The organism is Bradyrhizobium sp. CCBAU 53338 (assembly GCF_015291665.1).
Taxonomy (GTDB): Bacteria; Pseudomonadota; Alphaproteobacteria; order Rhizobiales; family Xanthobacteraceae; genus Bradyrhizobium.
In genome coordinates, this window is the sequence record NZ_CP030048.1 from 502832 (window position 1) to 526082 (window position 23251).

The window sequence follows — 23251 nt, forward strand, 5'->3', positions numbered from 1 at the left end:
TTCGCTTTGCCGCGACTATCGCTGCTCGTGCACTCGTTTGAGACAAGGCGGAGGAAATCTACTCCGCCGCAGGGTGCACGATGCTCTTCGGTGCCGGCGCAGCATCCGCGGCGTCGTGACGACCGTCCGTCTCTGCATCCGCACTGTGCACGATCAGCCGCTTGCCGAAGCGCCAGATCAGGGCGCCGAGATCGTCCATCACCATGAACATCGCGGGCACGAACACCAGCGACAGGATGGTCGAGAAGATCAGGCCGCCGATCACCGCGAGCGCCATCGGCGAGCGGAACTCGCCGCCCGCACCGACGGCAAGGGCGCTCGGCATCATGCCGGCCGCCATCGCGATCGTGGTCATGACGATCGGACGGGCGCGTTTCATGCCGGCGTCGATCATCGCCTCGTCGCGCGGCTTGCCGGAGTTGATGGATTCGATGGCGAACTCAACCAGCATGATCGCGTTCTTGGTGACGATGCCCATCAGCATCAGGATGCCGATCCACACCGGCGTGGTGAGCTGCTTGCCGGTGACGAGCAGCGCCGCGATCGCACCGCCGATCGAGAGCGGCAGCGAGAACAGGATGGTGATCGGCTGCAGGAAGGTGCCGAACAGCAGCACCAGCACCGCATAGACCATCATCAGGCCGGCCGTGATCGCCGTGGCAAAGCCGTCGGAGAGCTCGTTGAGGCTCTCGGCGTCGCCGGAGGGGGAGACCTTCACGCCCTTCGGCAGGCTCTTCATGACGGGCAGGTCGTAGATCCTCTTGGTGGCGTCACCGAGCGCGGCGGAGCCGACGAGGTCGGCGGCGACGGTGGCCTGCCGCTCGCGGTCGTAGCGGTTGATGCTGGTCGGGCCCTGGTCGAGCTTGACGTCGGCGATGACGGAGAGCGGCACGCCGCCCTTCTCGCCGTGCTCGCCGAGCGGCACGCGCAACTGCTCGAGTGTCTTGAGATTGCCGCGCGCGGCATCCTCGAGCTGCACCCGGATCGGCACGAGGCGGTCGCCGACGTCGAACTTGGCGAGCGCCGGACCGACGTCGCCGATGGTGGCGACGCGGATGGTCTGCGACAGGCTTTCGGTCGAGACGCCGAGCCGTGCGGCGAGATCGGCGCGCGGCTCGATGCGCAGTTCGGGACGTTCCAGCGAGGTTTCCGAGATCACGTTGGAGATCGTCGAAATCCGCTTCATCTGCGTCGCGAGCTCGCTGGCGACGTTGTTGACGATGTTGGCATCGACGCCGGTCACCACCAGAGAGATCGCGCGCAGGCCGTTCTCGTCGAGGAACCAGAAGCGGATGTCGGGAACGTTCTCCAGCTCCTGGCTGATCGAGAATTCGAGCTCGCGCTGGGTGATCTTGCGATCGTTCTTGGGCGTGTAGTTGATGATCAGGGCGGCGCGCCGGACTTCCTGGGTGCCCGGCGGAACGCGCCCGCCGTCGACGAAGATGCTCTTCACCTCGGGCCGCTTGCGCAGGCGTGCGACGATGTCCTCGGTGACCTTCTCGGTGTAGGCGAGCTGCGTGCCCGGCGGCAGTTCGAGGGCGAGCAGCGAGCGGGCGCTGTCCTGCGCCGGCAGGAAGCCCTGCGGCAGCAGCGTGATGCTCCAGATCGAGGCCGCGAAGATGCCGAAGCCGATCAGCACGGTGATGAAATAGTGCTTCACCGACCACGAGACGAGGCCGTGATAGGTCCGCAGGATGCGGCCGGGCGGCGGCTCCTCGTGGGCGTGATGCTTGAGGAAGTAGGCCGCCAGCATCGGCGTCACGAAGCGGGCCGCGAGCAGCGAGAAGAACACCTGCACCGAGACGGTGATGCCGAACTGCTTGAAGAACTGCCCGGCGATGCCCGACATGAAGCTCGCGGGCGCGAAGATCGCGATGATCGTAAGCGAGATCGCGATCACGGCGAGGCCGATTTCGTCGGCGGCTTCCAGCGCGGCACGATAAGGCGATTTGCCCATGTTCATGTGCCGCACGATGTTCTCGATCTCGACGATGGCGTCGTCGACCAGGATACCCGTCGACAGCGTGATGGCGAGGAAGCTGACGAGGTTGAGCGAGAAGCCGAGGATGTCCATCGCCCAGAAGGCCGGGAAGATCGACAGCGGCAGCGAGACTGCGGCGATGATCGTGGCGCGCAGGTCGCGCAGGAACAGCAGCACGATGACGACGGCGAGGATGGCGCCCTCGAACAGGGTCGAGATCGCCGCTTCGTAGTTGCCGTTGGTGTATTCGACGGAGGTGTCGATCAGCTTGAGATCGACGTCGGGATAGGCGGCCTTGAGCGCGTCGATGCGCTTCTGCACGGCTTCGGCGACCTTCACGTCGCTGGCGCCCTTGGAGCGCTTGATGCCGAGCGCGACCACCGGCTCGCCGTTGAAGCGGGCGAAGGTGCGGCGGTCGGCGATGGTGTCGGTCACGGTGCCGAGATCGTCGAGCCTGACCTCGCCGCCGCCGAACAGCGGGACCATGGTGCCGGCGAGGTCGCTCAGCGTCTTGGCGCCGGCCAGCGTCCGGATCGCCTGGTCGTTCTTGCCGATTTCGGCGCGTCCGCCGGCGACGTCGACATTGGTGCCGCGCAGGCTCTGGCTGACATTGACGGCGGTCAGCCCCATCGCCTGCAGGCGATCGGGATCGAGCGAGACCAGGATCTCGCGCTCGACGCCGCCGATGCGCTCGACCTGGGCGACGCCGCGCACGCCCTGCAGCGCGCGCTTGACCACGTCGTCGACGAAATAAGAGAGTTGCTCCGGCGTCTTGCCGGGCGAGATTGCGGCATAGGTGACGATCGGCAGGCCGATCACGTCGACGCGCTGGATCAGCGGCTCGGTGACGTTCTGCGGCAGGTTCGAGCGCACGCGCGTCACTGCGTCCTTGACGTCGTTGAGGGCGCGGTCGGTATTGGTCTCCAGCGCGAACTGGATGGTGGTGACCGACACGCCGTCGGTGATCGAGGAGGTGATGTGCCGCACGCCCTCGACGCCGGAGACGGCGTCTTCAACCGTCTTGGTGACCTGCGATTCGAGCTCGGCCGGTGCGGCGCCGAACTGCGAGACCGCGACCGAGATCACCGGAATATCGGCCGAGGGCAATCGCGTGATCGCGAGCTTGGTGAATGAGGTCCAGCCGAGGATCAACAGGATGATCGAAAAGACCACCGATGGCAGCGGATTGCGGATCGACCATGCCGAGATATTGAGAGCCATCAGCGTACCCGCGTGCGATCGAGTTCATCGGCGAACATGGTCTTGATCTGGTCGCCGTCATGCAGCGATGATCCGGCGTCGGCGACGACGATTTCTCCGACGTCGACGCCCTCGAGGATTTCCGTTTGGCTGTCGGATGTCAGCCCGACGCGTACCCTTCGTGTCTCGATGGTGTTGCTCTTGACCACCTGGACGGTGAGGTGGTCGATCGCGGTCTTCGGCACCGCGACGCCGCAGCTTCGCTTGGCGTCGATGGAGGCGCGGGCGAACATGCCGACCTTCAGCGAGGGATTGTTGGTCACGCTGATGCGGACGTGCCCGAGCTGAGTGGCGCGGTCGATCTCGGGGGCGACGAGCCGGACCCTGCCGATCAAATCGGCGGCGTCGTCGCGGCTGATCCGCACCGTCGCGCCGGGGCTGAGCTTCGGCATGTGCACGGCCGGGACCTGCGCATCCAGCTCGATCTCGCCGTTGACGGCAATGCGGAACATCGGCCCCGCCTGCGGCGATGCGGGTGCGCCGACGATGGTGCGGACTTCCGTGATGAGGCCCGGTGCGGATGCCTTCAGCGAGATCGGGCCCTGGTTGCCCGGCCGTTGCGGCTGCCCCGGGATCTGCGGCGGCGGCGTAAGCCGCGCCAGCTCCTGGTTGTCGGTGACGACAGCGCCTTCGGTGACGAAGACGTCGGTGACCCTCGATCCTTCCTGGTCGGCCATGACCACGGCCTCGCGCCGCGGCACGAAGAAGCCGGTCACCCGCACCAGGTCGGAGAAGCAGGCATTGGTCGACTTCGCCACGATGACGAGCGCCTCGCCCGGCGTGTCCTTCGCCTCGGGACGATGCCGATGCTCGAACCAGTAATAGCCGACGCCGAGCGCGATGATGAACGCCACGGTACCCGCAGGCTTGAGATATTCGGAGATGTTCATCGCCGGATCATCCTGGCCTGGCGTGTGGTTATCGGAAAGGTTTCCCTGAAACGAAGCGGCGTCCCGCAGGGCTGCAGGACGCGCGCCGGGCTTGAGACTTTACACCACATCACGACTGGTCACTGCAAAGGATTACGTCGTGGTCACTTCGATGCGGTGGTCTTGTTTTCCATGTTCACGACCTGCACGCGGCGGTTCACCTCCGCCATCGGCTGGCTCGGATCCTTCAGCTTGCTCTTGCCGTAGCCGACGGTGACGAGGTCGGCCGCGGCGATGCTGTACTTCTCGACGAGGTAGCGCTTGATCGAATCCGCGCGACGTTCCGACAGTTCCTGATTGTAGCTCTCGCCGCCGGCGGCATCGGTGTGGCCCGCGACCACGAAGGTCGAGCCCTTCAGGTCGGGGTTGGTCAGCGCGCGGCCGAGCGCCTGCACCGAAGGCAGCGACTTGGCGCTGATGTCGGCCGAGTTGTAGTCGAAGGTGATTTCCAGATCGATGTTCGGCTTGTCCTTGGCGGCGGTGGCGATCTCCTCGCGCTCGGTCGACGACAGCGAGCGCGTGGCGCGGCCGCGGACCGACTGGATCAACTTGGTTTCCGCCGCGTTCGGGACGGGATCCGCCTGCGGGCCGATCGAGAGGCCGCGGGTCAGCGGCTTTTTCGGCGGCGGCGCCAGGGCGCGGACGATCTCGTCCTCGGTGACGTTCTTGCTGTTGCCGTCGTCGCCGGGCAGGGCGGGTGAGAGTGTCAGCGACAGCGCGGCACCGAGGGTGACGACGGACAGGATCGCGGTCAGTCCTTTTGCAGCCAGTCTCATCATCTGTCCCTCCTGCGCAAGCCCGCGCGGTTCCAAATTTCCTGCAACAGGCCCACGACAGGGCCGTCTGCGGCATCCGTTCAGTTAGTCTTGGCGGGGAGGCCTGGGGTTCGAGGCGCCGCCCGCCTCAAATCAAAAAATATCAACGCACTCCGTAACTTGCGAATTCCTGTACGATGTTCGGGTCCATCGCCTTGGCGTTTGCGATGTCGAGTCCGCCCTCCTGGGCGGAGCCGTTGCGCTGCTTGGCCACACCCCGTCCATAGAGGGAGGAGGTCAGGCGGGGGTTGATCTTCAGGGCGGCGTCGAAATCGGCGATGGCGTTCTTCACCGCCCCGGATTTGAGGTTCACCAGCCCACGGCTGTCCAGTGCATCGACGAAATTCGGGCGCAGCCGTAGCGCCTCGTTGCAGTCTTTCAATGCGCCCTGGAGGTCGCCGACCACGGTACGGGTCCAGCAGCGGTTGTTCAGCGCTTCGACGTCCTTCGAATTGATCCGCAGCGTGTCGTCGAAATCCTTGATGGCGAGGCGGTAGGCCCCCTTGCTGGCATAGACCTGGCCGCGCCGGTACAGCGCATTCACGTCGTCAGGGTTGGCGGCGATCTTGGCCGTGAGGCCCTTGATGGTGGGATCTTCCGCCAGCGCGGCCGCGCTCGGACCGCCATCGGCGTTCGGCGCCGGAGCCGTCTCGGCCGGCTTCACCGGCGGTGGCGGCGGAGGCAGCGCGGCGTCCACCTGCGGCTTCGGCGCCGGCGGCGGTGGTGACGGAGGTGCGGGCGGCGCCGGCGGATTGTTCGCAGCCACGGGTGCGGGCGGCGGGGCTGGCGGAGCCGGAGGCGGATTGTTGGCAACGGGAGGCGGTGGTGCGGGGGACGCCGGCGGCGGCGTCATCGCCGTCGGGCGCGATCCGGTCGCACCCGGGATGAACGAGAAATCCTCGGCGAGCGAGGACGAGATCCACGGCACCTGCTCGCCGCGCGAGGCGCGGGTGACGCCCATCTTGGTGCGGTTCAGCGTTTCCTCCGCCATCAGGTCGGGGACGCGGATTTCCTTGAGCAATTCCTGCACGAACAGGCTGTGGTCGCCGCCGGCATCCGACACCACTGACGCCAGGGCGGCCGAATACATCACCAGGGTGCCGTTCGGCGCAATGACCGGCGTCAGGCCTGCCGAGAAGCTGCGGAACCGGCGCTCGAACGGGTTGCGTCTGCTGGCATCGATCAGCGCGATCTTGACGCCGGCACCGCGCGTGTTGAGCTCGCCGAGGATGGCCTCGATGCTGAAACCGTCGCGGCGGACGTCGGACTCGGTCCAGATCTGCGCATCGACCGGGATCATGTAGCTCTGCCGTGCCGACTGGATGCCGAACCCGCTATAGAATATCAGCGCCACCGAGCCCGGCTTGATCTTGCCGTAGAGCTTGTCGAAGGCGCGGCGCATGCCGTCGCCGGTCAGGTTCTCGCCGGTCTCCACCGTGAAGCCGTCGCGCTTGAGCTCGTCGGCGACGTCGCGGGCGTCGTTGATCGGCTCCTTCAGCGGGCTGTCGGCATCGGGATATTTGGCGTTGCCGATCACCAGCGCGAAGCGGTCACCGGCCGCATGCGACGGGGCGGCCGGGATAAACGCGACAAGCAACGGCAGAAGAAAAAGGAAGCGAATTTTCATAATCAGCGCGGTCCAGCCAAAAAGGCGCCGTTCCCAGCTTGCGCCGCGGCGACCTTAACTTACGCAAAGTGCATTATCAAACCGGCGAACGGGGGCGTCAACCGCTTGGAGATTCGGCATTATCGCGACAATTGACCGCGACGCAGAGGCCGCTCGCGAGGGGAAAAATTCGGCGGTCACGGTCTCACTCGACGCGTTCTGGTTCGGGGTTCCGGCAGCCATGTTAGGCCGGCACTCGCGACGAAAATGTGATTGGTCTCACATTCCAGCCCCGCATTCGCCGCGGCCTCGGACGTTTGACCTTTGCGGCGGACGATGGCTTGGTGCGCGGCAGGCCCATTCAGAAAAAAGCAAGAGCCGGGATCAACGCCATGGGAAACGCCTACGAAATCTACGCCCTGCGCTATGCGACGATGTCGCCGCGCACCCCCAGCATGAATTTTCTGGCGCCCGATCCGCATGACAGCGCGGCGCAGGATCTCGACTACTTCGTCTGGCTGATCCGGGGGCAGGGCCGCGATATCCTGGTCGATACCGGCTTCAATGCCGAAGAGGCTGCCTCGCGCGCGCGAAAACTGACACTCAATCCGGTCGACGCGCTGGAGCGCTTCGGCGTCGCGGCATCCAGCATTCGCGACATCATCGTGACGCATCTGCACTACGACCACGCCGGCAATCTCGATCGCTTCCCGAATGCGCGCTTCCATCTCCAGGAGCGCGAGATGGCCTACGCCACGGGCCGCTGCATGTGCAACGGACTGCTGCGACATCCATTCTCGGTCGAGCACGTCACGCAGATGGTCCGCCATGTCTATGGCGAGCGCGTGAATTTTTATTCCGGTGATGGCGAGGTCGCGCCCGGCGTGACCGTGCATCGTGTCGGCGGCCATTCCGACGGCCTGCAGGTGGTCAAGGTCGAGACGGCGCGCGGTCCGGTGGTGCTGGCATCGGACGCCGCGCATTACTACGCCAATCTGCAGCGCCGCAGCCCGTTCCCGATCGTCTACAATGTCGGCGACATGGCGGTCGGCTGGGAGACGATCGAACGTCTCGCCGGCCATCCCGATCGCTACATTCCCGGCCACGATCCGATCGTGACCGAAATCTATCCGCGCGCGAGCGACAAGGTCGATGCCTGGGCGCTGCACCTGCCGCCGACGCGGTCGTTTGCGAAGTGACGACGGTGGCTAATCTGCCTGCCTGGCGTCAGCCTCTTCGCGGGTCTGGATCAGGCCGAGGCTCTCCTCGATCTCCGGATCTGTTCAACCTCCGAGACGAGCGGCGGGCGCGGTGTCAGCGAGTGCCGGCGGGATCCTTGCAAGCAACGATATCGCGGGGAGATTTTAGCGCCGCTGGCTCCGGCGGAGAGAATATCGCCAGGTATCCTGTGTCCCCTGCAAGCTGATATGCGGCGACCTCGCGATAGCCGACGGCGGTCAATTCGCAGCGCAAGAGCTCGATTGGCGTGCCATGCTTCGACGTCGGAAGCTCGAGATCGACAATCCCGATCCGCGCACCCCGCTTCAAGGCGGGCGCGAGATTGTAGAGGAAGGCATAGGGCTGGGCGATCTCGTGATACATGTGCACGAGAATTGCGGCATCCAGCGAGGAAGCGGGCAGGCGCGGGTCGTGTGGTTCGCCGAGCGCGAATTGCACGTTCGTCAACTTCAGAAGTTCGGTTCGCCTGGCGAGCTCGACGAGGTAATCCCGCGTGACGTCCTGGGCAATGACGGAGCCGGCGGGGCCGACGAGGCGCGAGAGCCTGACCGTGTGGTAGCCGCTGCCTGCTCCGATGTCGGCGACCGTCATGCCTGGTTTCAGTTCGAGAGCACGTGCGATCTGGCCGGCCTCATTGAGGGCGTCGCGGCGCTCTTCGGCGGCACGGCGTGGGCTGACGATCCGTGCAACGGGGCGCTGCGGCGAGGGAAACTCGTTCGCAGCGACACCCGGAGGAGCCAGATAACCGATGTCAGCGGCGTATGCGCGAGTTGCGGCAAATGCCACAAGTAGCGCCGCGATATAAGCCTGTGCCTTCACGAGCCTACCAAGCTTTCTCAACCGGTCCAGGCGTCTATGCGTATACGCCCTAATACGCCTGCTTGGCGTCGGCCTCCTCGCTGGTCTGGATCAAATCGAGGCTCTCCTCGATCTTGCCGAGCAGTGCGGAGAGCTGCTTGCGCTCCTGCGCAGAGAGGCACGCCAAAATCTCGTCTTCCCGCCGCAGCAATTGCGGGAACAACTCCTCGTAGAGCGCGCGTCCCTTCCTGGTCAGTTGCAGGCGGAATTCGCGGCGGTCCGCCTCGTTCTCGACCCGCTCGATCAGGCCGTCATGCAGCAGCGTCGTCACCGCGCGGCTGATGGTCGATTTATGCGTGCGGGTACATTGCGAGATGAATTGCGCGCTGCAGGCATCGTTGCGGAATCCGAGCGTCGCAATCACGCGCCAGGCGGGAATGTCGAGGCCATGCCGCTCCTGATACTCGACCGCGAGCGCGGAACTGACTTCCGCCGCGAGTCGGTTGAGGCGGAACGGCACGAACTTGAACAGATCGAGCCGCGATTTGGGCCGCGGCGAAGCCTCGTTGGCTTCTTTTGTCTTCAGCGCGATGTCGCTGGATGTCCTCGCCAAGGAGAGCGCTCCGAATTCCAGTTGACGGCCGGCCGGCCCCGGTCCAAAATAGTTGCACGTGAGACTATCTAGCAGATCAGTCCTGTCCTGACCAGAGCCGAGGTTCGTGTATGGCGGAAGCCAATACGCAAAAGGCCAAAACCCAGTTCGGCTATCGCCGCCACTCCGACCAGGACCGCCCCGGCCACAGCCCGGCCGAGCATCCGGTCGTGGTGGTCGGTGCCGGCCCTGTCGGGCTGTCGCTGGCAATCGATCTCGCCCAGCGCGGCCAGCGCGTCGTGCTCCTGGACGATGCCGACCGCATCGGCGAGGGTTCGCGCGCGATCTGCTTCTCGAAGCGCTCGCTGGAATATTGGGACCGGCTCGGCGTCGCCGATCGCATGGTCGACAAGGGCGTGGTATGGAGCGTCGGCCGCATCTTTCATGGCGAGTCCCAGCTCTATCAGTTCAACCTGCTGCCTGAGGATGGCCATAAGCGGCCGGCTTTCATCAATCTGCAGCAATATTACGCCGAGGCCTATCTGGTCGACCGCATCGGCGATCTTCCCGCGATCGACCTGCGCTGGCGCAACAAGGTGACGGCGCTCGAGCAGCGCAATGATTCCGCTCTGCTGACGATCGAGACGCCCGAAGGCGCCTATCGCCTGAACGCGCAATATGTCGTCGCCTGCGACGGCGCACGGTCCTCGCTGCGGCAGATGGTCGGCGCCGAGTTTGCTGGACAAGTGTTCGAGGACCAGTTCCTGATCGCCGACGTCAAGATGACCGCGGAATTTCCGACCGAGCGCTGGTTCTGGTTCGATCCGCCGTTTCATGCGGGACGCTCCGCGCTGCTGCACCGGCAGCCCGACGATGTCTGGCGCATCGATCTCCAGCTCAACCGCTACGCCGATCCGGTCGTCGAGAAGAAGCCCGAGAATGTGCGGCCGCGCATCGCGCGCATGCTCGGTCACGACAAGTTCGAGTTCGAGTGGATTTCGCTCTACAAGTTCCAGTGCCGGCGGATGGATCGCTTCATCCACGGCCGCGTGATCTTTGCAGGCGATTCCGCCCATCAGGTCTCGCCCTTCGGCGCGCGCGGAGCGAACTCGGGACTCGAGGATGCCGAGAATCTGTCCTGGAAGCTCGACCGCGTGCTGCGCGGCGCCTCCCCCGCGAGCCTGCTCGAGACCTATCATGTCGAGCGGAGCTTAGCCGCCGACGAGAACATCCGCGAATCCACCCGCTCGACCGACTTCATGGCGCCGAACTCCCATCAGGAAGCGCGGCTGCGCAAGGCGGTGCTGTCGCTCGCCAGGGAAACCGAGTTCGGCAAGCGCATGGTCAATGGCGGTCGGCTGTCGGTGCCGTGCAGCTATGACTCGCCGCTGTCATCGCGCGATGCGGATTCCTGGCGCGGTGGACCGCCGCCTGGCTGTTCCATGCTCGATGCACCGGTGACGACACGCGCGGGCGAGCAGGCTTATCTGACGGATGCGTTCCGCAAGGGTGGAGCGGACTTCACCCTGCTCTCGTTCAGCAATGGCGCAGCGATCGACGCGCCGGATGGCGTGAAGGACATCCGCATCGGCGGCGATGGCGGGCTTGCCGATCCCCAGGGCCTTGTTGCCAGGCGCTACGACGCCGAGCCTGATACGGCCTATCTGCTCAGGCCAGACGGCTATGTCGCGGCGCGCTTCCGCCATCCGACGCGGGAGGCGATCGCCGCCGCGCTGTCGCGGGCCCAAGGCTTGAATTGAAAGGTTTGACTCGAGGTTTTAGATGCCGCTCTCCACCAGCTCCAACTTCGCGCGGCCCGACGATGCCTTTCGCGCCATCGTCGAGGCGCATCGTGGCCTTACCGACGAGCAGAGCGCCGATTTCGACGCGGCGCTGGTGCTGATCCTGGCCAACCATATCGGCGACATCGACGTGCTCAGGGACGCGCTCGTGCTGGCGAAACGCCGCATGATCGATGGCCAGCAGCAGCAACAACAGCAACAACAATAACCCAGAACTCAAAGCAAAGACTTGAGGATGAACTGATGGCGAAGAACTTCGCATCTACCGGCGATCTCTCCGAGAAGAAGATCACCTTCTCCGAGATCGGCACCGATCTCTACGCCTTCACCGCCGAGGGCGATCCGAACACGGCCGTCATCGTCGGCGACGACGGCTGTCTCGTGTTCGACGCGCAGGCGACGCCGGCGATGGCCAACAAGGTGATCGAGCGAGTCCGCACCGTCACCGACAAGCCGATTAAATATGTTGTGCTGTCGCACTATCACGCCGTGCGGGTGCTGGGCGCGTCCGCCTACAAGGCGCAAGGCATCGTCGCCTCGCAGGAGACCTATCGTCTCATCGAAGAGCGCGGCAAGCAGGATTGGGATTCCGAGTACGGCCGCTTCCCGCGCCTGTTCCAGGACGCGCAGAGCATTCCCGGCCTGACCTGGCCGACGCTCACCTTCGAAGGCGAGATGTCGATCTATCTGGGAAAACGCGAAGTGCGCCTGATGCAACTCGGTGCCGGCCACACCTCCGGCGACATCGTCGCCTGGGTGCCCGATGCCGAAGTCATGTTCTCCGGTGATCTCATCGAGTATCACTCCGCCTGCTATTGCGGCGACGCGCATTTGCGCGAATGGCCGATGACGCTGAACGAGATCCGAAATTTCAATCCGAAGGCGATTGCGCCCGGCCGCGGCGATGCGCTGAAGGGCGCGGCCACGGTGCGTGAAGCCATCGCGATGACGCGCGACTTCGTGACCTCGCTCTACGGTGCCGCCGAAATCTCGGTCGCCAAGGGGCGCACGCTGAAGGAATCGATGGCGGCAACGCGCGAGGTGATGGATCCGAAATTCCACAGTTTCGCCATCTACGAGCACTGCCTGCCGTTCAACGTGTCGCGTGCCTATGACGAAGCGTCGGGGATCGACGATCCCGTGATCTGGACCGACAAGCGCGACCAGGAAATGTGGGCAGCCCTGCAAGGAGGAGGATAGTCATGAACATCAATACCTCGCCCGATCAGATCGTCCGCAGCTCGGCGCAAGTCACGCCGGGCTACATGTCCGGCTTCGGCAACAGTTTCGAGACCGAGGCTCTGCCAGGCGCGCTGCCGATCGGGCGCAACTCGCCGCAGCGCTGCGCCTATGGCCTCTATGCCGAGCAACTCTCCGGCTCGCCCTTCACTGCGCCGCGCGGCACGAATGAGCGCTCCTGGCTCTATCGCATCCGCCCTTCGGTGAAGCATTCCGGTCGCTTCGAGAAGGTTGATGCCGGGCTGTGGCGCTCGGCGCCTTGCCATGAATACGATCTGCCGATCGCGCAGTTGCGCTGGGATCCGACGCCGCTGCCGAAGGAGGACGTTACCTTCGTCCAGGGCGTGCAGACGATGACGACGGCGGGTGACGTGAACACGCAGGCCGGCATGGCCGCGCATGTCTACCTCGTCACCAGGTCGATGGTCGACCAGCATTTCTACAATGCCGACGGCGAGCTGATGTTCGTGCTCCAGCAGGGCAACTTGCGCATCGTCACCGAGTTCGGCCGCATCGATGCCGAGCCCGGCGAGATCGTGGTGATCCCGCGCGGCGTCAAATTCCGCGTCGAGATTCCGAACGGTCCGGCGCGCGGCTATCTCTGCGAGAACTATGGCGGCGCCTTCACGCTGCCGGAGCGGGGGCCGATTGGCGCCAATTGCCTCGCCAATGCGCGCGACTTCCTTACACCCGTTGCCGATTACGAGGACAAGGACACGCCGACCGAGCTGTTCGTGAAATGGGGCGGCTCGCTGTTCAAGACCACGCTGCCGCATTCGCCGATCGACGTGGTCGCCTGGCACGGCAATTACGCGCCGTACAAATACGATCTGCGCACCTTCTCGCCAGTCGGCGCGATCGGCTTCGACCATCCCGATCCCTCGATCTTCACGGTGCTGACCTCGCCGTCGGAGACCGCCGGCACCGCGAATATCGACTTCGTCATCTTCCCCGAGCGCTGGATGGTCGCCGACAACACCTTCCGGCCGCCCTGGTATCACATGAACATCATGAGTGAGTTCATGGGCCTGATCTACGGCGTCTACGACGCCAAGCCGCAAGGGTTCGTTCCGGGCGGGATGAGCCTGCACAATTGCATGCTGCCGCACGGCCCCGACCGCGACGCCTTCGAGCACGCCAGCAACGGCGAGCTGAAGCCGGTGAAGCTCACGGGCACCATGGCCTTCATGTTCGAGACCCGCTACCCGCAGCGCGTCACGGCGCATGCCGCGAACGCGTCGACGCTGCAGGACGATTACGCGGATTGCTGGAAGGGCCTCGAGAAGCGGTTCGATCCGAACCAGCCGTAGCTCTCTTTCCCTCTCCCCTTGTGGGAGAGGGTGGCTCGCCGCGTAGCGGTGAGACGGGTGAGGGGTTCTCTCCGCGAGTGAACCTCTTTCTTTTGAACTCGCGGATAGAACCCCTCATCCGGCGCTTCGCGCCACCTTCTCCCGCAGGGGGAGAAGGAAATAGGACCGAGCGAAAAGTGACAACCCACCCCAACGACCCCAGCCTCCGCTCCTTCATCGAGGTCGATCCTTCTTCCGACTTCCCGATCCAGAACCTGCCCTATGGCGTGTTCTCGACCGCAGCGAACCCGACGCCGCGCGTCGGCGTTGCGATCGGGAATTACGTGCTCGATCTCTGGGAACTGGAGCAGGACTCGCGGCTCGATGTCGGCGCGCTCGGCGTGTTTTCGGGGCCGTCGCTCAATGCATTCATGGCGCTCGGGCCGAAAGTCTGGACCAGGACGCGGGCGCGGATCAGCGAGCTGTTGCGCCACGATGATCCGGAGCTGCGCGACAACGACGAGCTGCGCAGGCAGGCGCTGGTGCCGATGCGCGATGCAAGACTGCATCTGCCGTTCGCGGTTTCCGGCTACACCGATTTCTATTCATCCAGAGAGCACGCCACCAATGTCGGCGTGATGTTCCGCGGCAAGGACAATGCGCTGCAGCCGAACTGGCTGCACATGCCGATCGCCTACAATGGCCGTGCCTCCACGGTTGTGGTGTCCGGCACCAAGGTGAAGCGGCCGCGCGGGCAGCTGAAGCCGCCGAACGTGGAGGTGCCGAGCTTCGGCCCCTGCAAGCGGCTCGATTTCGAGCTGGAGATGGGCGTGGTGATCGGCCAGCCCTCGCCAATCGGCGGCATGCTCACGGAGAGCCAGGCCGAGGAGATGATCTTCGGCTTCGTGCTGCTCAACGACTGGAGCGCGCGCGACATCCAGCAATGGGAGTATGTGCCGCTCGGCCCGTTCCTCGCCAAGGCGTTCGCGACCTCGATCAGCCCGTGGGTGGTGACGCGCGAGGCGCTGGAGCCGTTCCGCCTGAACGGGCCGGCGCAGGAGCCGGTGCCGCTGGATTATCTCAGGCAGGCGAGGGCGCAGAACTACGACCTGGAGCTGGATGTCTCCCTGCGCGCGGCCGGTGCCAATTCGCCCACGCGCATCAGCCGTACCAATTTCAAATACATGTACTGGTCCTCGGTGCAGCAGTTGATGCATCACGCGTCCTCCGGCTGCGCCATGAATATCGGCGATCTTCTCGGCAGCGGCACCATATCCGGCCCGGAGAAGAACCAGCGCGGCAGCTTGCTCGAGATCAGCTGGAACGGCACCGAGCCGGTCGAGCTGCCCGGCGGCGCCCGGCGCTCGTTCCTTGAGGACGGCGACAGCCTCGTCATGCGCGGCTGGTGCCAGGGCAGCGGCTATCGCGTCGGCTTCGGCGAGGTCGAGGGGACGATCCTGGCGTCGGATTAGCCTAGCGCTTCTCCGGCGGCACGTCGCGCACCCGCGCGCAATGCGCGGCGACGTCGTCAAGGCTGTACTTCAAATGCACGCGCTTGTCGGACGGCGCCTGCTTGCTCGTGCACACGCCCGGCCGCCATTCCTGCGTCGGCCTGATCGGGCGCGGGGCAAAGCCGCCGCCGCAGTTCGGGCAGACGTTGGAGAGCTTCGTCTCGACGCACTCCGCACAAAACGTGCATTCATAGGAGCAGATCCGCGCATCCGTTGCGCTGGGCGGCAGATCGCGGTCGCAATATTCGCAGTTCGGTCGCAGCTGGAGGGCCATCGCTGAGTCTCCCGGATTGACGGCGATCATCGCAGATCGCTCGCAGCGCGCGAATGGCGTAGTTCCCTCGATTTCAGCCAGCCTTCAAATCCTTCAGCGGCAGCTTCGAACTTTCCTTCAGCCGGTCCAGCACGATGGATGAGCGCACATGCGCCACGCTCTGGTGCGGCATCAGCACGTCGTTGACGAGATTCGAGAGTCCCTTGAGGTCGCGCAGCACGGCTTTGAGCACGTAGTCTGCATCGCCCGTCAGTGAATAGGCCTCCTGGATCTCGTCGATCCGGTTCACCAGCGATCGAAATCGCTTGGAATTGTCCGGCGAGTGGGTCGCAAGCCCCACCTGGATGAAGGCGATCACGCCGAAGCCGAGCGCCTCGCTGGAGAGGTCGGCGTGATAGCCCGCGATCACCTTCTCCTCTTCCAGCCGCATTCGCCGGCGCGAGCATTGCGAGGCGGAGAGTCCTGCAAGCTCCGCCAGTTCCTGGTTGGTGAGGCGGCCATCATCCTGGAGCGCGCCGAGGATCTTGAGGTCGAAGGCATCCACTGAAATCATGCGACTTTTGTCCAATTCATGCACGGATCGTGCATAGAATAGCGAAATCGCGCCCCATTTGCACGCCCATTGCACGCGGCATGAAGGATAGTTCCAGCCAGCAGCAAATCCGGGAGAACACCATGGGTCCGTTTCCGCACGATGCACCGCCCGCCACGATCAGCGCCGACAATCCGATGGGCACCGACGGGTTCGAGTTCGTCGAATATGCGCATCCCAATCCGCAGGAACTGCACGATCTGTTCAAGCTGATGGGCTATGCGCCCGTCGCGCGTCACAAGACCAAGAAGATCACGGTCTATCGCCAGGGCGACATCAACTATCTCGTCAACGAGGAGCCCGGCACCCACGGCTTCGAGTTCGTCGCAGCGCACGGTCCTTGCGCGCCGTCGATGGCGTTCCGCGTGGTCGATGCGAGGGCGGCCTATGACCGCGCCATCGCGCTCGGCGCCGAGCCTGCGGAAGCTTCGTCCGCACAGAAGACGCTCGACGTGCCCGCGATCAAGGGCATCGGCGGCAGCCTGCTCTATTTCGTCGATCGCTACGGCGCCAAGGGCTCGGCCTATGATGCCGAGTTCGATTGGCTGGGTGCGCGCGATCCGCGGCCCGTCGGCGCCGGCCTGTTCTATCTCGATCACCTCACTCACAACGTCCATCGCGGTCGCATGGACGTCTGGACGAGCTTTTACGAGAAACTGTTCAACTTCCGCCAGATCCGCTTTTTCGACATCGAAGGCCGCGCGTCCGGCCTGTTCTCGCGCGCGCTGACCAGCCCCGACGGCAAGATCCGGATTCCGATCAACGAGGATGCCGGCGATTCCGGCCAGATCGAGGAATATCTGACGATCTATCGCGGCGAGGGCATCCAGCACATCGCCTGCGGTTGCCGCGACATCCATCGCACGATCGAAGGCCTGCGCGAAGCCGGCCTGCCCTTCATGCCGTCGCCGCCGGAGACCTATTTCGAGCGGATCGATGCGCGCCTGCCCAAGCATGGCGAAGATGTCGCACGCTTGCAGAAGAACGGCATCCTGATCGACGGTGAGGGCGTGGTCGATGGCGGCCAGACCAAGGTGCTGCTGCAGATCTTCTCGGCCAACGCGATCGGCCCGATCTTCTTCGAGTTCATCCAGCGCAGGGGCGACGACGGCTTCGGCGAGGGCAATTTCAAGGCCCTGTTCGAGTCGATCGAGGAGGATCAGATCCGCCGCGGGGTGTTGAAGGTGGACAACGCGGCGTAGGCCACCCTACGCGATGGCTGCGGCGGCCGGACCTATCGCTTCCACGCCGCAGTCACCGCGCCAATGTCCGCGCCTTCCGGCTCCCGGACCGTGGACTGCGTGCGCGAGAAGCGCGGCGCCGGCGCGGGCTGCTTCACGCCGTGGCGCTCGATGAAGACGTTGCGGGCGACCATGTGCGGATGTTCGGTCGCCTCCGACATGGTCAGAACGGGCGCGAAGCAGATGTCGGTGCCTTCCATGATCTTGCACCAGTCCTCGCGCGTCTTGCTCTTGAACACGGCCTTCAGCTTCTCCTTCAGCGCGGGCCAGGCCTTGGGGTCCATCTGCGCGTCGAAGTCGGCGTCGGTGAGGCCCGCGTGCTGGCGCAGCAGCGCGTAGAATTGCGGCTCGATCGAGCCGATCGAAACGAAGTGGCCGCAGGCGCATTCGTAGACGCCATAGAAATGGGCGCCGCCGTCGAGGAAATTCCGGTCGCGGCCTTCGGTCCAGCGGCCGAGCGTCTTCATGTCGAAGAAGAACGACATCAGCGATGCCGCGCCGTCGCACATGGCGGCGTCGACCACCTGGCCCTTGCCGGACTTCTGGGCTTCCAGCAGCGCGGCGAGCACGCCGACGACGAGATAGAGCGCGCCGCCGCCGAAATCGCCGACCAGGTTGAGCGGCGGCACCGGCGCTTCCCTGGTGCCGATCGCGGCGAGCGCACCGGTGATCGAGATGTAGTTGATGTCGTGGCCGGCGGCGTTGGCGAGCGGGCCTTCCTGGCCCCAGCCGGTCATGCGGCCGTAGACGAGTTTCGGGTTGCGTGCGAGCACGACATCGGGCCCGAGGCCGAGCCGCTCCATCACGCCGGGGCGAAAGCCTTCGACCAGCGCGTCGGCGCTGGCGAGCAGGTCGAGCACCTGCCCGATCGCCGCCTTGTCCTTGAGATCGAGCTCGATCACCTTGCGGCCGCGGCCCGCGACCGACTTCATGCTCTTCTTCGCGCCGACGCGGTCGAGCGTGACGACGTCGGCGCCCATGTCTGCCAGCATCATGCAGGCGAACGGGCCGGGCCCGATCCCGGCGAATTCGACGATGCGGAAGCCCGCGAGCGGGCCTGAAGTGCGGACGAACGCGGAGGGGGCTGGTTTATCGAGCACGTGCTTGTTTCCTCGGGTCGCGGGCGGTGCCGATGTTCCGGCAACGCCTCGGACATTCCTCTCTGGGCGATTTAATTGGCTGATTAACTTTTCCTGCCTTCACGCCAGCGAGGCAAGCGCTTTTCATGCATGGGCGCATAATAAAAAGCGGCGCGCATTGCTGCGCGCCGCGGAAGAATTGTGTTGAGGCGCTAGAGAGCGATGGTCAGCTTGCGGCCACCGCGCGCTGCGCCATCACCTTGACGAGGTTGGCGCGGTACTCCGCCGTGCCGTGGATGTCGGCCAGCAATCCGGTCGCAGGAATGCTGACGCTGTCGAGCGCCGACGGCGACCAGTTCGCCTTCAGCGCGGCTTCGATCGCGCCAACCCGCATCACGCCGCTCTGCGAGGCGCCGGTCGCGGCGACGCGGATCTCGCCCGACTTCGTCTGCGCGACGAAGACCGCGGTGAGCGCGAAGCGCGAGGCCGGGTGCCGCATCTTGGCGTAGCCCGCCTTGGCCGGAACCGGGAACGATACGGCAGTGATGATCTCGCCGTCTTCAAGCGCCGTCGTGAACAGGCCCTTGAAGAAATCATTCGCCGCGATCGACCGCTTGTTGGTCTTCACGGTGGCGCCGAGCGCAAGCAGCGCGGCCGGATAGTCCGCGGCCGGATCGTTGTTGGCGATCGAGCCGCCGATGGTGCCGCGATAGCGCACGGCGGGGTCGCCGATCAACGAGGCCAGATAGGCGAGCGCGGGGATCGCCTTCTTTGCGGCATCGCTGGTCGCCACGTCGTAATGCGGCGTGGCGGCCTTGATGGTCAGCGTGTCGCCCGCGGCCTCGACGCCGATCAGCTCCTTGATCTTGGCGACGTCGATGACGTCGGAAGGCCCCGCGAGCCGCTGCTTCATCACCGGCAGCAGCGTCTGGCCGCCAGCGAGGAACTTCGCCTCGCTGCTTTTGCCGAACAGGCTTGCGGCTTCGTCGACCGAGGAAGCGCGATGATAGTTGGTCTGGTACATCTTCGTTCCTCCCTCTCAAGCCGAATGGATCGTGCGCCACACCCGGTCAGGGGTTGCGGGCATTTCCAGGTTGTTCTTGCCGATCGCATCCGTGATCGCGTTGATCACGGCCGCAGAGGCGCCGATCGCGCCGGCCTCACCGCAACCCTTGATGCCGAGCGGATTGCCCGGGCACAGCGTCGTGGTGTGGGAGAGGTTGAAGGAGGGCACATCGTCGGCGCGCGGCATGGCGTAGTCCATGAACGAGGCCGTCACCGGCTGGCCGTTGCCGTCGTAGATCGCGTGCTCGAGCAGCGCCTGCCCGATGCCTTGAACCAGGCCGCCATGGACCTGGCCCTCGACGATCATCGGGTTGATCAGCCGGCCGAAATCGTCGGCGGCGACGAAGTTGACGAAAGAGGTCTTGCCGGTGCTGGGATCGACCTCGAGCTCGCAGATGTAGGCGCCGGCCGGGAAGGTGAAGTTGGTCGGGTCGTAGAAGGCGCTCTCCTTCAGGCCCGGCTCCATCCCGTCAGGCAGATTGTGCGCGGTGTAGGCCGCGAGCGCGACCATCGGCAGCGCAATCGCCTTGTCGGTGCCCGTCACCTTGAACTCGCCGTTCTCGATGACGATGTCGGCCTCCGAGGCTTCCAGCGCATGGGCCGCGATCTTCTTGGCCTTGGACTCCATCTTCTCCATGGCCTTCAGGATCGCGGTGAGACCGACGGCCGCAGAACGCGAGCCGTAGGTGCCCATGCCGAACTGCACCTTGTCGGTGTCGCCGTGGACGATCGAGACCTGACTGATCGGAATGCCCAGGCGATCCGCGACGAGCTGGCAGAACGTCGTCTCGTGACCCTGGCCATGGCTATGCGAGCCCGTGAGGATCTCGATGGTGCCGACCGGGTTGACCCGCACTTCCGCGGACTCCCAGAGGCCGACGCCGGCGCCCAGGCTGCCGACCGCCTTCGACGGCGCGATGCCGCAGGCCTCGATGTAGCAGGACACGCCGATGCCGCGCAGCTTGCCCTGCGACTTCGCCTGCGCCTTGCGCGCGGAGAAGCCGGCATAGTCGATCGCCTTCATCGCGGCGTCGAGCGAGGCATTAAAGTCGCCGGTGTCATAGGCCATGATCACGGGCGTCTGGTGCGGGAACTGGGTGATGAAGTTGGTCCGGCGCAGCTGGGCCGGATCGACCTTGAGCTGCCGCGCCGCCGTCTCCATCAGACGTTCGATGAGATAGCTGGCCTCGGGACGGCCCGCGCCGCGATAGGCGTCGACCGGCGTGGTGTTGGTGTAGACGCCGATAACCTCGGCATGGATCTGCGGGATGTTGTACTGGCCCGACAGCAGCGTCGCGTAGAGATAGGTCGGCACGGCTGACGAGAACAGCGACATGTAGGCGCCGAAATTGGCGTAGGTCTTCACCTTCAGCCCGACGATCTTGTTGTTGGCGTCGAACGCCATCTCGGCATGGGTGACGTGGTCGCGGCCATGCGCGTCGGTGAGGAAGGCCTCGGTGCGGTCGCTGGTCCATTTCACGGGGCGGCCGGTCCTCTTGGAGGCCCAGAGCGCGACCATCTCTTCCGGGTAGATGTAGATCTTGGAGCCGAAGCCGCCGCCGACGTCGGGTGCGATGACGCGCAGCTTGTGCTCGGGGGCGATGTTGTAGAACGCCGACAGCACGAGGCGGGCCACGTGCGGGTTCTGCGACGTCGTGTAGAGGGTGAAATGCTCCTCCGCGGTGTCGTAGTTGGCGATCGCCGAGCGCGGCTCCATCGGGTTCGGCGCCAGGCGATTGTTGGTGACATCCATCTTCACCACGTTCGCGGCCTTGGCGAAGGCGGCATCCGTCGCGGCCTCGTCGCCGATCACCCAGTCATAGACCTGGTTGCCGGGGGCCTCGGGATGGAGCTGTGGCGCGCCTGATTTGATGGCGGCATGGACGTCGGCGACCGCGGCAAGTTCCTCGTAGTCGACGACCACGGCTTCCGCCGCGTCACGCGCCAGATTCTTGCTCTCGGCGATCACGACCGCAACAGCCTGGCCCACGAAGCGCACGGTCTCCGGCGCCATCGCCGGCCATGCGCCCATCTTCATCGGGCTGCCGTCCTTGGAGGTGATGGCCCAGCCGCAGATGAGGTTGCCGACCTTGTCGTCGACGAGCTGCTGCCCGGTGAGCACCGCGACCACGCCCGGCATCTTCAGCGCGGCGGACGAGTCGATCTTCTTCACCCTGGCATGCGCGTGCGGGCTGCGGATGAAATGGGCAAAGGTCATGCCCTGTAGCTTGATGTCGTCGACGTACCGGCCCTTGCCGGTAATGAAACGCTTGTCTTCCTTGCGCACGACGCGTGCGCCGATGCCTTCAACACCCATGTCTGGTCCTCCCGACCGGAATTGTCTTGACCGCGCTTTCCCTCGAAAGCTGCAGCGGTTGTTGTTCTATCGAGGCGCGCCGCCTACTCGGCCGCCTGCGAGACCTTCATGCGTCCGGCTGCGTCCAGCACGGCTTTGACGATGTTGTGGTAACCGGTGCAGCGGCAGATATTGCCCTCGAGCTCGTGACGGACCGTGGCTTCGTCGAGCTGGCCACCGTGACGGTGCACGATGTCGATCGCCGACATGATCATGCCCGGCGTGCAATAGCCGCACTGCAGGCCGTGATTGTCACGGAAGGCGGCCTGCATTGGATGCAGCTCGTCGCCCTTGGCGATGCCTTCGATGGTGGTGACGCTGGCGCCGTCGGCCTGGCCGGCCAGCATGGTGCAGGACTTCACCGCCCTGCCGTCCATGTGCACGACGCAGGCGCCGCACTGGCTGGTGTCGCAGCCGACATGGGTTCCGGTGAGGTTGAGGTGATCGCGCAGGACGTGAACCAGCAGCGTGCGGTCCTCGACGTCGACAGCAACGGCCTTGCCGTTCACCGTCAGTTTGACTGTAGACACGTGTGTACCTCCCGATGTTTGTCGTTATCCAATTAGAGACAGCGCGAACGGAACTTTGCAACTGAGATTTTGATGATCGCGTGTCATGGAAAGGTCACCGTGGCGGCCGTCGCAGATGTGCGATTCGGTCACGACTTTCCGTGGCGCCGCCGGCGCATGACGCGACCATGCAAGGACTTTCCGCTGCGCTGTGATCGCGCATGCGCAATGGCCACCGCGTAAGGCGATTGCCTGGTCGTGTCCGAGACCTCGGCCCGGTCGCGCGCCCGTTTCTCCCCTCAAATGCCTCGTTCGTTGCGCGAATAGGAGCACGCACCCGTGCCTTTGTAATCGCGATCTTGGTAGTAGGGGGTGGCGAGCTAAGTCATTGATTTCACGCGCGGCGATGCAGCGAACTCGGGCCGGCAAGTTGCGCGGGCGCGCGCCTTCGTTGCGGCCAGCAACGACGTTTCTCGCGTGAACGAGACGTCAGGACAAGCAGCCCTAGTACTTCCTGGCGATTGATCGCCGCGCCACGCCACCCTAGTCGAGCCTCACAAGCAAAAGTGAAAGGGTGGACGCGATGCAGATGAACGACAGTCAACGTATCCCGGCGTCGAAGGCCAAAGTGTGGGCCGCGCTCAACGATCCCGACATTCTCCGGCGCTGCATTCCGGGCTGCCAATCGCTCGAGATGTCATCGCCGACGGAGATGGTTGCGACCGTGGTGCTGAAGGTCGGCCCGGTGAAGGCGACGTTCAGCGGCAAGGTGACGCTGACCGATATCGATGCGCCCAACGGTTATCGCATCATCGGCGAAGGCGCCGGCGGCGTCGCAGGCTTTGCCAAGGGCGGTGCGAAGGTCAGGCTCGAGGAAGAATCGCCCGAAATGACCATCCTGCACTACGAGGCCGAGGCGCAGATCGGTGGCAAGCTCGCGCAGCTCGGCTCGCGGCTGATCGATTCGACGTCGCGCAAGCTCGCGGCGAATTTCTTCGAAAGCTTCGCGGCCGTGGTAGCGCCGACCGCGTGATTTCGAACCCATTGCCGACGCGCGCGGTAGCTCGTCGCAGC

20 protein-coding genes are annotated in these 23251 nt (G+C 64.8%); 8 read left to right on the plus strand and 12 right to left on the minus strand.

Annotation, left to right across the window (positions count from 1 at the left end; all coding sequences use genetic code 11):
* Window positions 1–58: 58 nt before the first annotated feature.
* The 4 genes from XH90_RS02415 to XH90_RS02430 all read right to left on the minus strand — a co-directional run bounded on the left by XH90_RS02415 (window position 59) and on the right by XH90_RS02430 (window position 6612).
* Window positions 59–3202 (minus strand): efflux RND transporter permease subunit, encoded by a 3144-nt coding sequence (locus XH90_RS02415; RefSeq protein ID WP_194479040.1) that lies wholly within the window; start codon window positions 3200–3202, stop codon window positions 59–61.
* Window positions 3202–4131: an efflux RND transporter periplasmic adaptor subunit gene (locus XH90_RS02420; RefSeq protein ID WP_194479041.1), complete on the minus strand. Its 930-nt coding sequence runs from the start codon at window positions 4129–4131 to the stop codon at window positions 3202–3204. The genes XH90_RS02415 and XH90_RS02420 overlap by 1 nt, the downstream gene beginning before the upstream one ends.
* A gap of 143 nt (window positions 4132–4274) precedes the next feature.
* Window positions 4275–4946 (minus strand): OmpA family protein, encoded by a 672-nt coding sequence (locus XH90_RS02425; RefSeq protein WP_194482561.1) that lies wholly within the window; start codon window positions 4944–4946, stop codon window positions 4275–4277.
* Window positions 4947–5088: 142 nt separating this feature from the next.
* A complete protein-coding gene (locus XH90_RS02430; protein ID WP_194479042.1) occupies window positions 5089–6612 on the minus strand; it encodes a caspase family protein in 1524 nt (507 codons plus the stop codon).
* A 371-nt stretch (window positions 6613–6983) separates the two neighbouring features.
* On the opposite strand from XH90_RS02430, the gene XH90_RS02435 reads away from it, so the two are divergent.
* Window positions 6984–7790 (plus strand): N-acyl homoserine lactonase family protein, encoded by an 807-nt coding sequence (locus tag XH90_RS02435; protein WP_194479043.1) that lies wholly within the window; start codon window positions 6984–6986, stop codon window positions 7788–7790.
* Window positions 7791–7905: 115 nt separating this feature from the next.
* On the opposite strand, the gene XH90_RS02440 is transcribed toward XH90_RS02435, so the two are convergent.
* Together XH90_RS02440 and XH90_RS02445 are read right to left on the minus strand one after the other, a co-directional pair.
* Window positions 7906–8649 carry a class I SAM-dependent methyltransferase gene (locus XH90_RS02440; RefSeq protein ID WP_194479044.1) on the minus strand — a complete coding sequence of 248 codons (744 nt, stop codon included), beginning with the start codon at window positions 8647–8649 and terminating at the stop codon, window positions 7906–7908.
* 49 nt (window positions 8650–8698) lie between these two features.
* The gene (locus tag XH90_RS02445) at window positions 8699–9241 is read right to left on the minus strand and encodes a MarR family winged helix-turn-helix transcriptional regulator (protein ID WP_194479045.1); all 543 of its coding nucleotides are present in this window, start codon (window positions 9239–9241) and stop codon (window positions 8699–8701) included.
* A gap of 110 nt (window positions 9242–9351) precedes the next feature.
* Between XH90_RS02445 and XH90_RS02450 the strand changes: the two genes are divergently transcribed.
* The 5 genes from XH90_RS02450 (at window position 9352) to fahA (ending at window position 15022) form a co-directional block, all read left to right on the plus strand.
* Window positions 9352–10980, plus strand: coding sequence for an FAD-dependent oxidoreductase (locus tag XH90_RS02450; RefSeq protein WP_194479046.1), 1629 nt, complete (start codon window positions 9352–9354; stop codon window positions 10978–10980).
* A 22-nt stretch (window positions 10981–11002) separates the two neighbouring features.
* Complete coding sequence (locus tag XH90_RS02455) at window positions 11003–11230, plus strand: DUF2783 domain-containing protein (RefSeq protein ID WP_148777872.1); 228 nt, start codon at window positions 11003–11005, stop codon at window positions 11228–11230.
* A 35-nt stretch (window positions 11231–11265) separates the two neighbouring features.
* Entirely contained in the window at window positions 11266–12222 is a 957-nt protein-coding gene (locus tag XH90_RS02460) for an MBL fold metallo-hydrolase (protein WP_194479047.1), read from the plus strand.
* A 2-nt stretch (window positions 12223–12224) separates the two neighbouring features.
* Window positions 12225–13571, plus strand: a complete 1347-nt coding sequence (hmgA, locus tag XH90_RS02465) for a homogentisate 1,2-dioxygenase (protein ID WP_194479048.1) — start codon at window positions 12225–12227, stop codon at window positions 13569–13571.
* A 176-nt stretch (window positions 13572–13747) separates the two neighbouring features.
* Complete coding sequence (gene fahA / locus XH90_RS02470) at window positions 13748–15022, plus strand: fumarylacetoacetase (RefSeq protein ID WP_194479049.1); 1275 nt, start codon at window positions 13748–13750, stop codon at window positions 15020–15022.
* 1 nt (window position 15023) lies between these two features.
* Here the strand turns inward: fahA and XH90_RS02475 are convergent, their stop codons facing one another.
* Window positions 15024–15335 carry a DUF1272 domain-containing protein gene (locus tag XH90_RS02475; RefSeq protein WP_194479050.1) on the minus strand — a complete coding sequence of 104 codons (312 nt, stop codon included), beginning with the start codon at window positions 15333–15335 and terminating at the stop codon, window positions 15024–15026.
* Between the two features lie 73 nt (window positions 15336–15408).
* Window positions 15409–15888 carry an Lrp/AsnC family transcriptional regulator gene (locus tag XH90_RS02480; RefSeq protein ID WP_194479051.1) on the minus strand — a complete coding sequence of 160 codons (480 nt, stop codon included), beginning with the start codon at window positions 15886–15888 and terminating at the stop codon, window positions 15409–15411.
* A gap of 122 nt (window positions 15889–16010) precedes the next feature.
* Between XH90_RS02480 and hppD the strand changes: the two genes are divergently transcribed.
* Entirely contained in the window at window positions 16011–17129 is a 1119-nt protein-coding gene (gene hppD, locus XH90_RS02485) for a 4-hydroxyphenylpyruvate dioxygenase (RefSeq protein ID WP_194479052.1), read from the plus strand.
* A gap of 32 nt (window positions 17130–17161) precedes the next feature.
* On the opposite strand, the gene XH90_RS02490 is transcribed toward hppD, so the two are convergent.
* The 4 genes from XH90_RS02490 to XH90_RS02505 form a co-directional block, all read right to left on the minus strand.
* On the minus strand, window positions 17162–18268 hold the full coding sequence (locus tag XH90_RS02490; protein ID WP_194479053.1) for a CaiB/BaiF CoA-transferase family protein: 1107 nt from the start codon (window positions 18266–18268) through the stop codon (window positions 17162–17164).
* A 205-nt stretch (window positions 18269–18473) separates the two neighbouring features.
* Window positions 18474–19271 carry a xanthine dehydrogenase family protein subunit M gene (locus XH90_RS02495; RefSeq protein ID WP_194479054.1) on the minus strand — a complete coding sequence of 266 codons (798 nt, stop codon included), beginning with the start codon at window positions 19269–19271 and terminating at the stop codon, window positions 18474–18476.
* A gap of 15 nt (window positions 19272–19286) precedes the next feature.
* The gene (locus XH90_RS02500; RefSeq protein WP_194479055.1) at window positions 19287–21629 is read right to left on the minus strand and encodes a xanthine dehydrogenase family protein molybdopterin-binding subunit; all 2343 of its coding nucleotides are present in this window, start codon (window positions 21627–21629) and stop codon (window positions 19287–19289) included.
* An 83-nt stretch (window positions 21630–21712) separates the two neighbouring features.
* The gene (locus XH90_RS02505) at window positions 21713–22198 is read right to left on the minus strand and encodes a (2Fe-2S)-binding protein (RefSeq protein ID WP_194479056.1); all 486 of its coding nucleotides are present in this window, start codon (window positions 22196–22198) and stop codon (window positions 21713–21715) included.
* Window positions 22199–22760: 562 nt separating this feature from the next.
* On the opposite strand from XH90_RS02505, the gene XH90_RS02510 reads away from it, so the two are divergent.
* Entirely contained in the window at window positions 22761–23210 is a 450-nt protein-coding gene (locus XH90_RS02510; RefSeq protein WP_194479057.1) for a carbon monoxide dehydrogenase subunit G, read from the plus strand.
* The last annotated feature ends 41 nt before the right edge of the window (window positions 23211–23251 follow it).

Excerpts from the sequence above, each read along its gene's own strand:
- XH90_RS02495 (WP_194479054.1), bottom strand. The coding sequence starts at position 19,271 with ATGTACCAGACCAACTATCATCGCGCTTCCTCGGTCGACGAAGCCGCA.
- XH90_RS02460 (WP_194479047.1), top strand. The coding sequence starts at position 11,266 with ATGGCGAAGAACTTCGCATCTACCGGCGATCTCTCCGAGAAGAAGATC.
- XH90_RS02510 (WP_194479057.1), top strand. The coding sequence starts at position 22,761 with ATGCAGATGAACGACAGTCAACGTATCCCGGCGTCGAAGGCCAAAGTG.
- XH90_RS02500 (WP_194479055.1), bottom strand. The coding sequence starts at position 21,629 with ATGGGTGTTGAAGGCATCGGCGCACGCGTCGTGCGCAAGGAAGACAAG.
- XH90_RS02455 (WP_148777872.1), top strand. The coding sequence starts at position 11,003 with ATGCCGCTCTCCACCAGCTCCAACTTCGCGCGGCCCGACGATGCCTTT.
- XH90_RS02415 (WP_194479040.1), bottom strand. The coding sequence starts at position 3,202 with ATGGCTCTCAATATCTCGGCATGGTCGATCCGCAATCCGCTGCCATCG.
- XH90_RS02475 (WP_194479050.1), bottom strand. The coding sequence starts at position 15,335 with ATGGCCCTCCAGCTGCGACCGAACTGCGAATATTGCGACCGCGATCTG.
- hppD (WP_194479052.1), top strand. The coding sequence starts at position 16,011 with ATGGGTCCGTTTCCGCACGATGCACCGCCCGCCACGATCAGCGCCGAC.
- hmgA (WP_194479048.1), top strand. The coding sequence starts at position 12,225 with ATGAACATCAATACCTCGCCCGATCAGATCGTCCGCAGCTCGGCGCAA.
- XH90_RS02480 (WP_194479051.1), bottom strand. The coding sequence starts at position 15,888 with ATGATTTCAGTGGATGCCTTCGACCTCAAGATCCTCGGCGCGCTCCAG.
- XH90_RS02450 (WP_194479046.1), top strand. The coding sequence starts at position 9,352 with ATGGCGGAAGCCAATACGCAAAAGGCCAAAACCCAGTTCGGCTATCGC.
- XH90_RS02425 (WP_194482561.1), bottom strand. The coding sequence starts at position 4,946 with ATGAGACTGGCTGCAAAAGGACTGACCGCGATCCTGTCCGTCGTCACC.
- XH90_RS02430 (WP_194479042.1), bottom strand. The coding sequence starts at position 6,612 with ATGAAAATTCGCTTCCTTTTTCTTCTGCCGTTGCTTGTCGCGTTTATC.
- XH90_RS02420 (WP_194479041.1), bottom strand. The coding sequence starts at position 4,131 with ATGAACATCTCCGAATATCTCAAGCCTGCGGGTACCGTGGCGTTCATC.
- XH90_RS02435 (WP_194479043.1), top strand. The coding sequence starts at position 6,984 with ATGGGAAACGCCTACGAAATCTACGCCCTGCGCTATGCGACGATGTCG.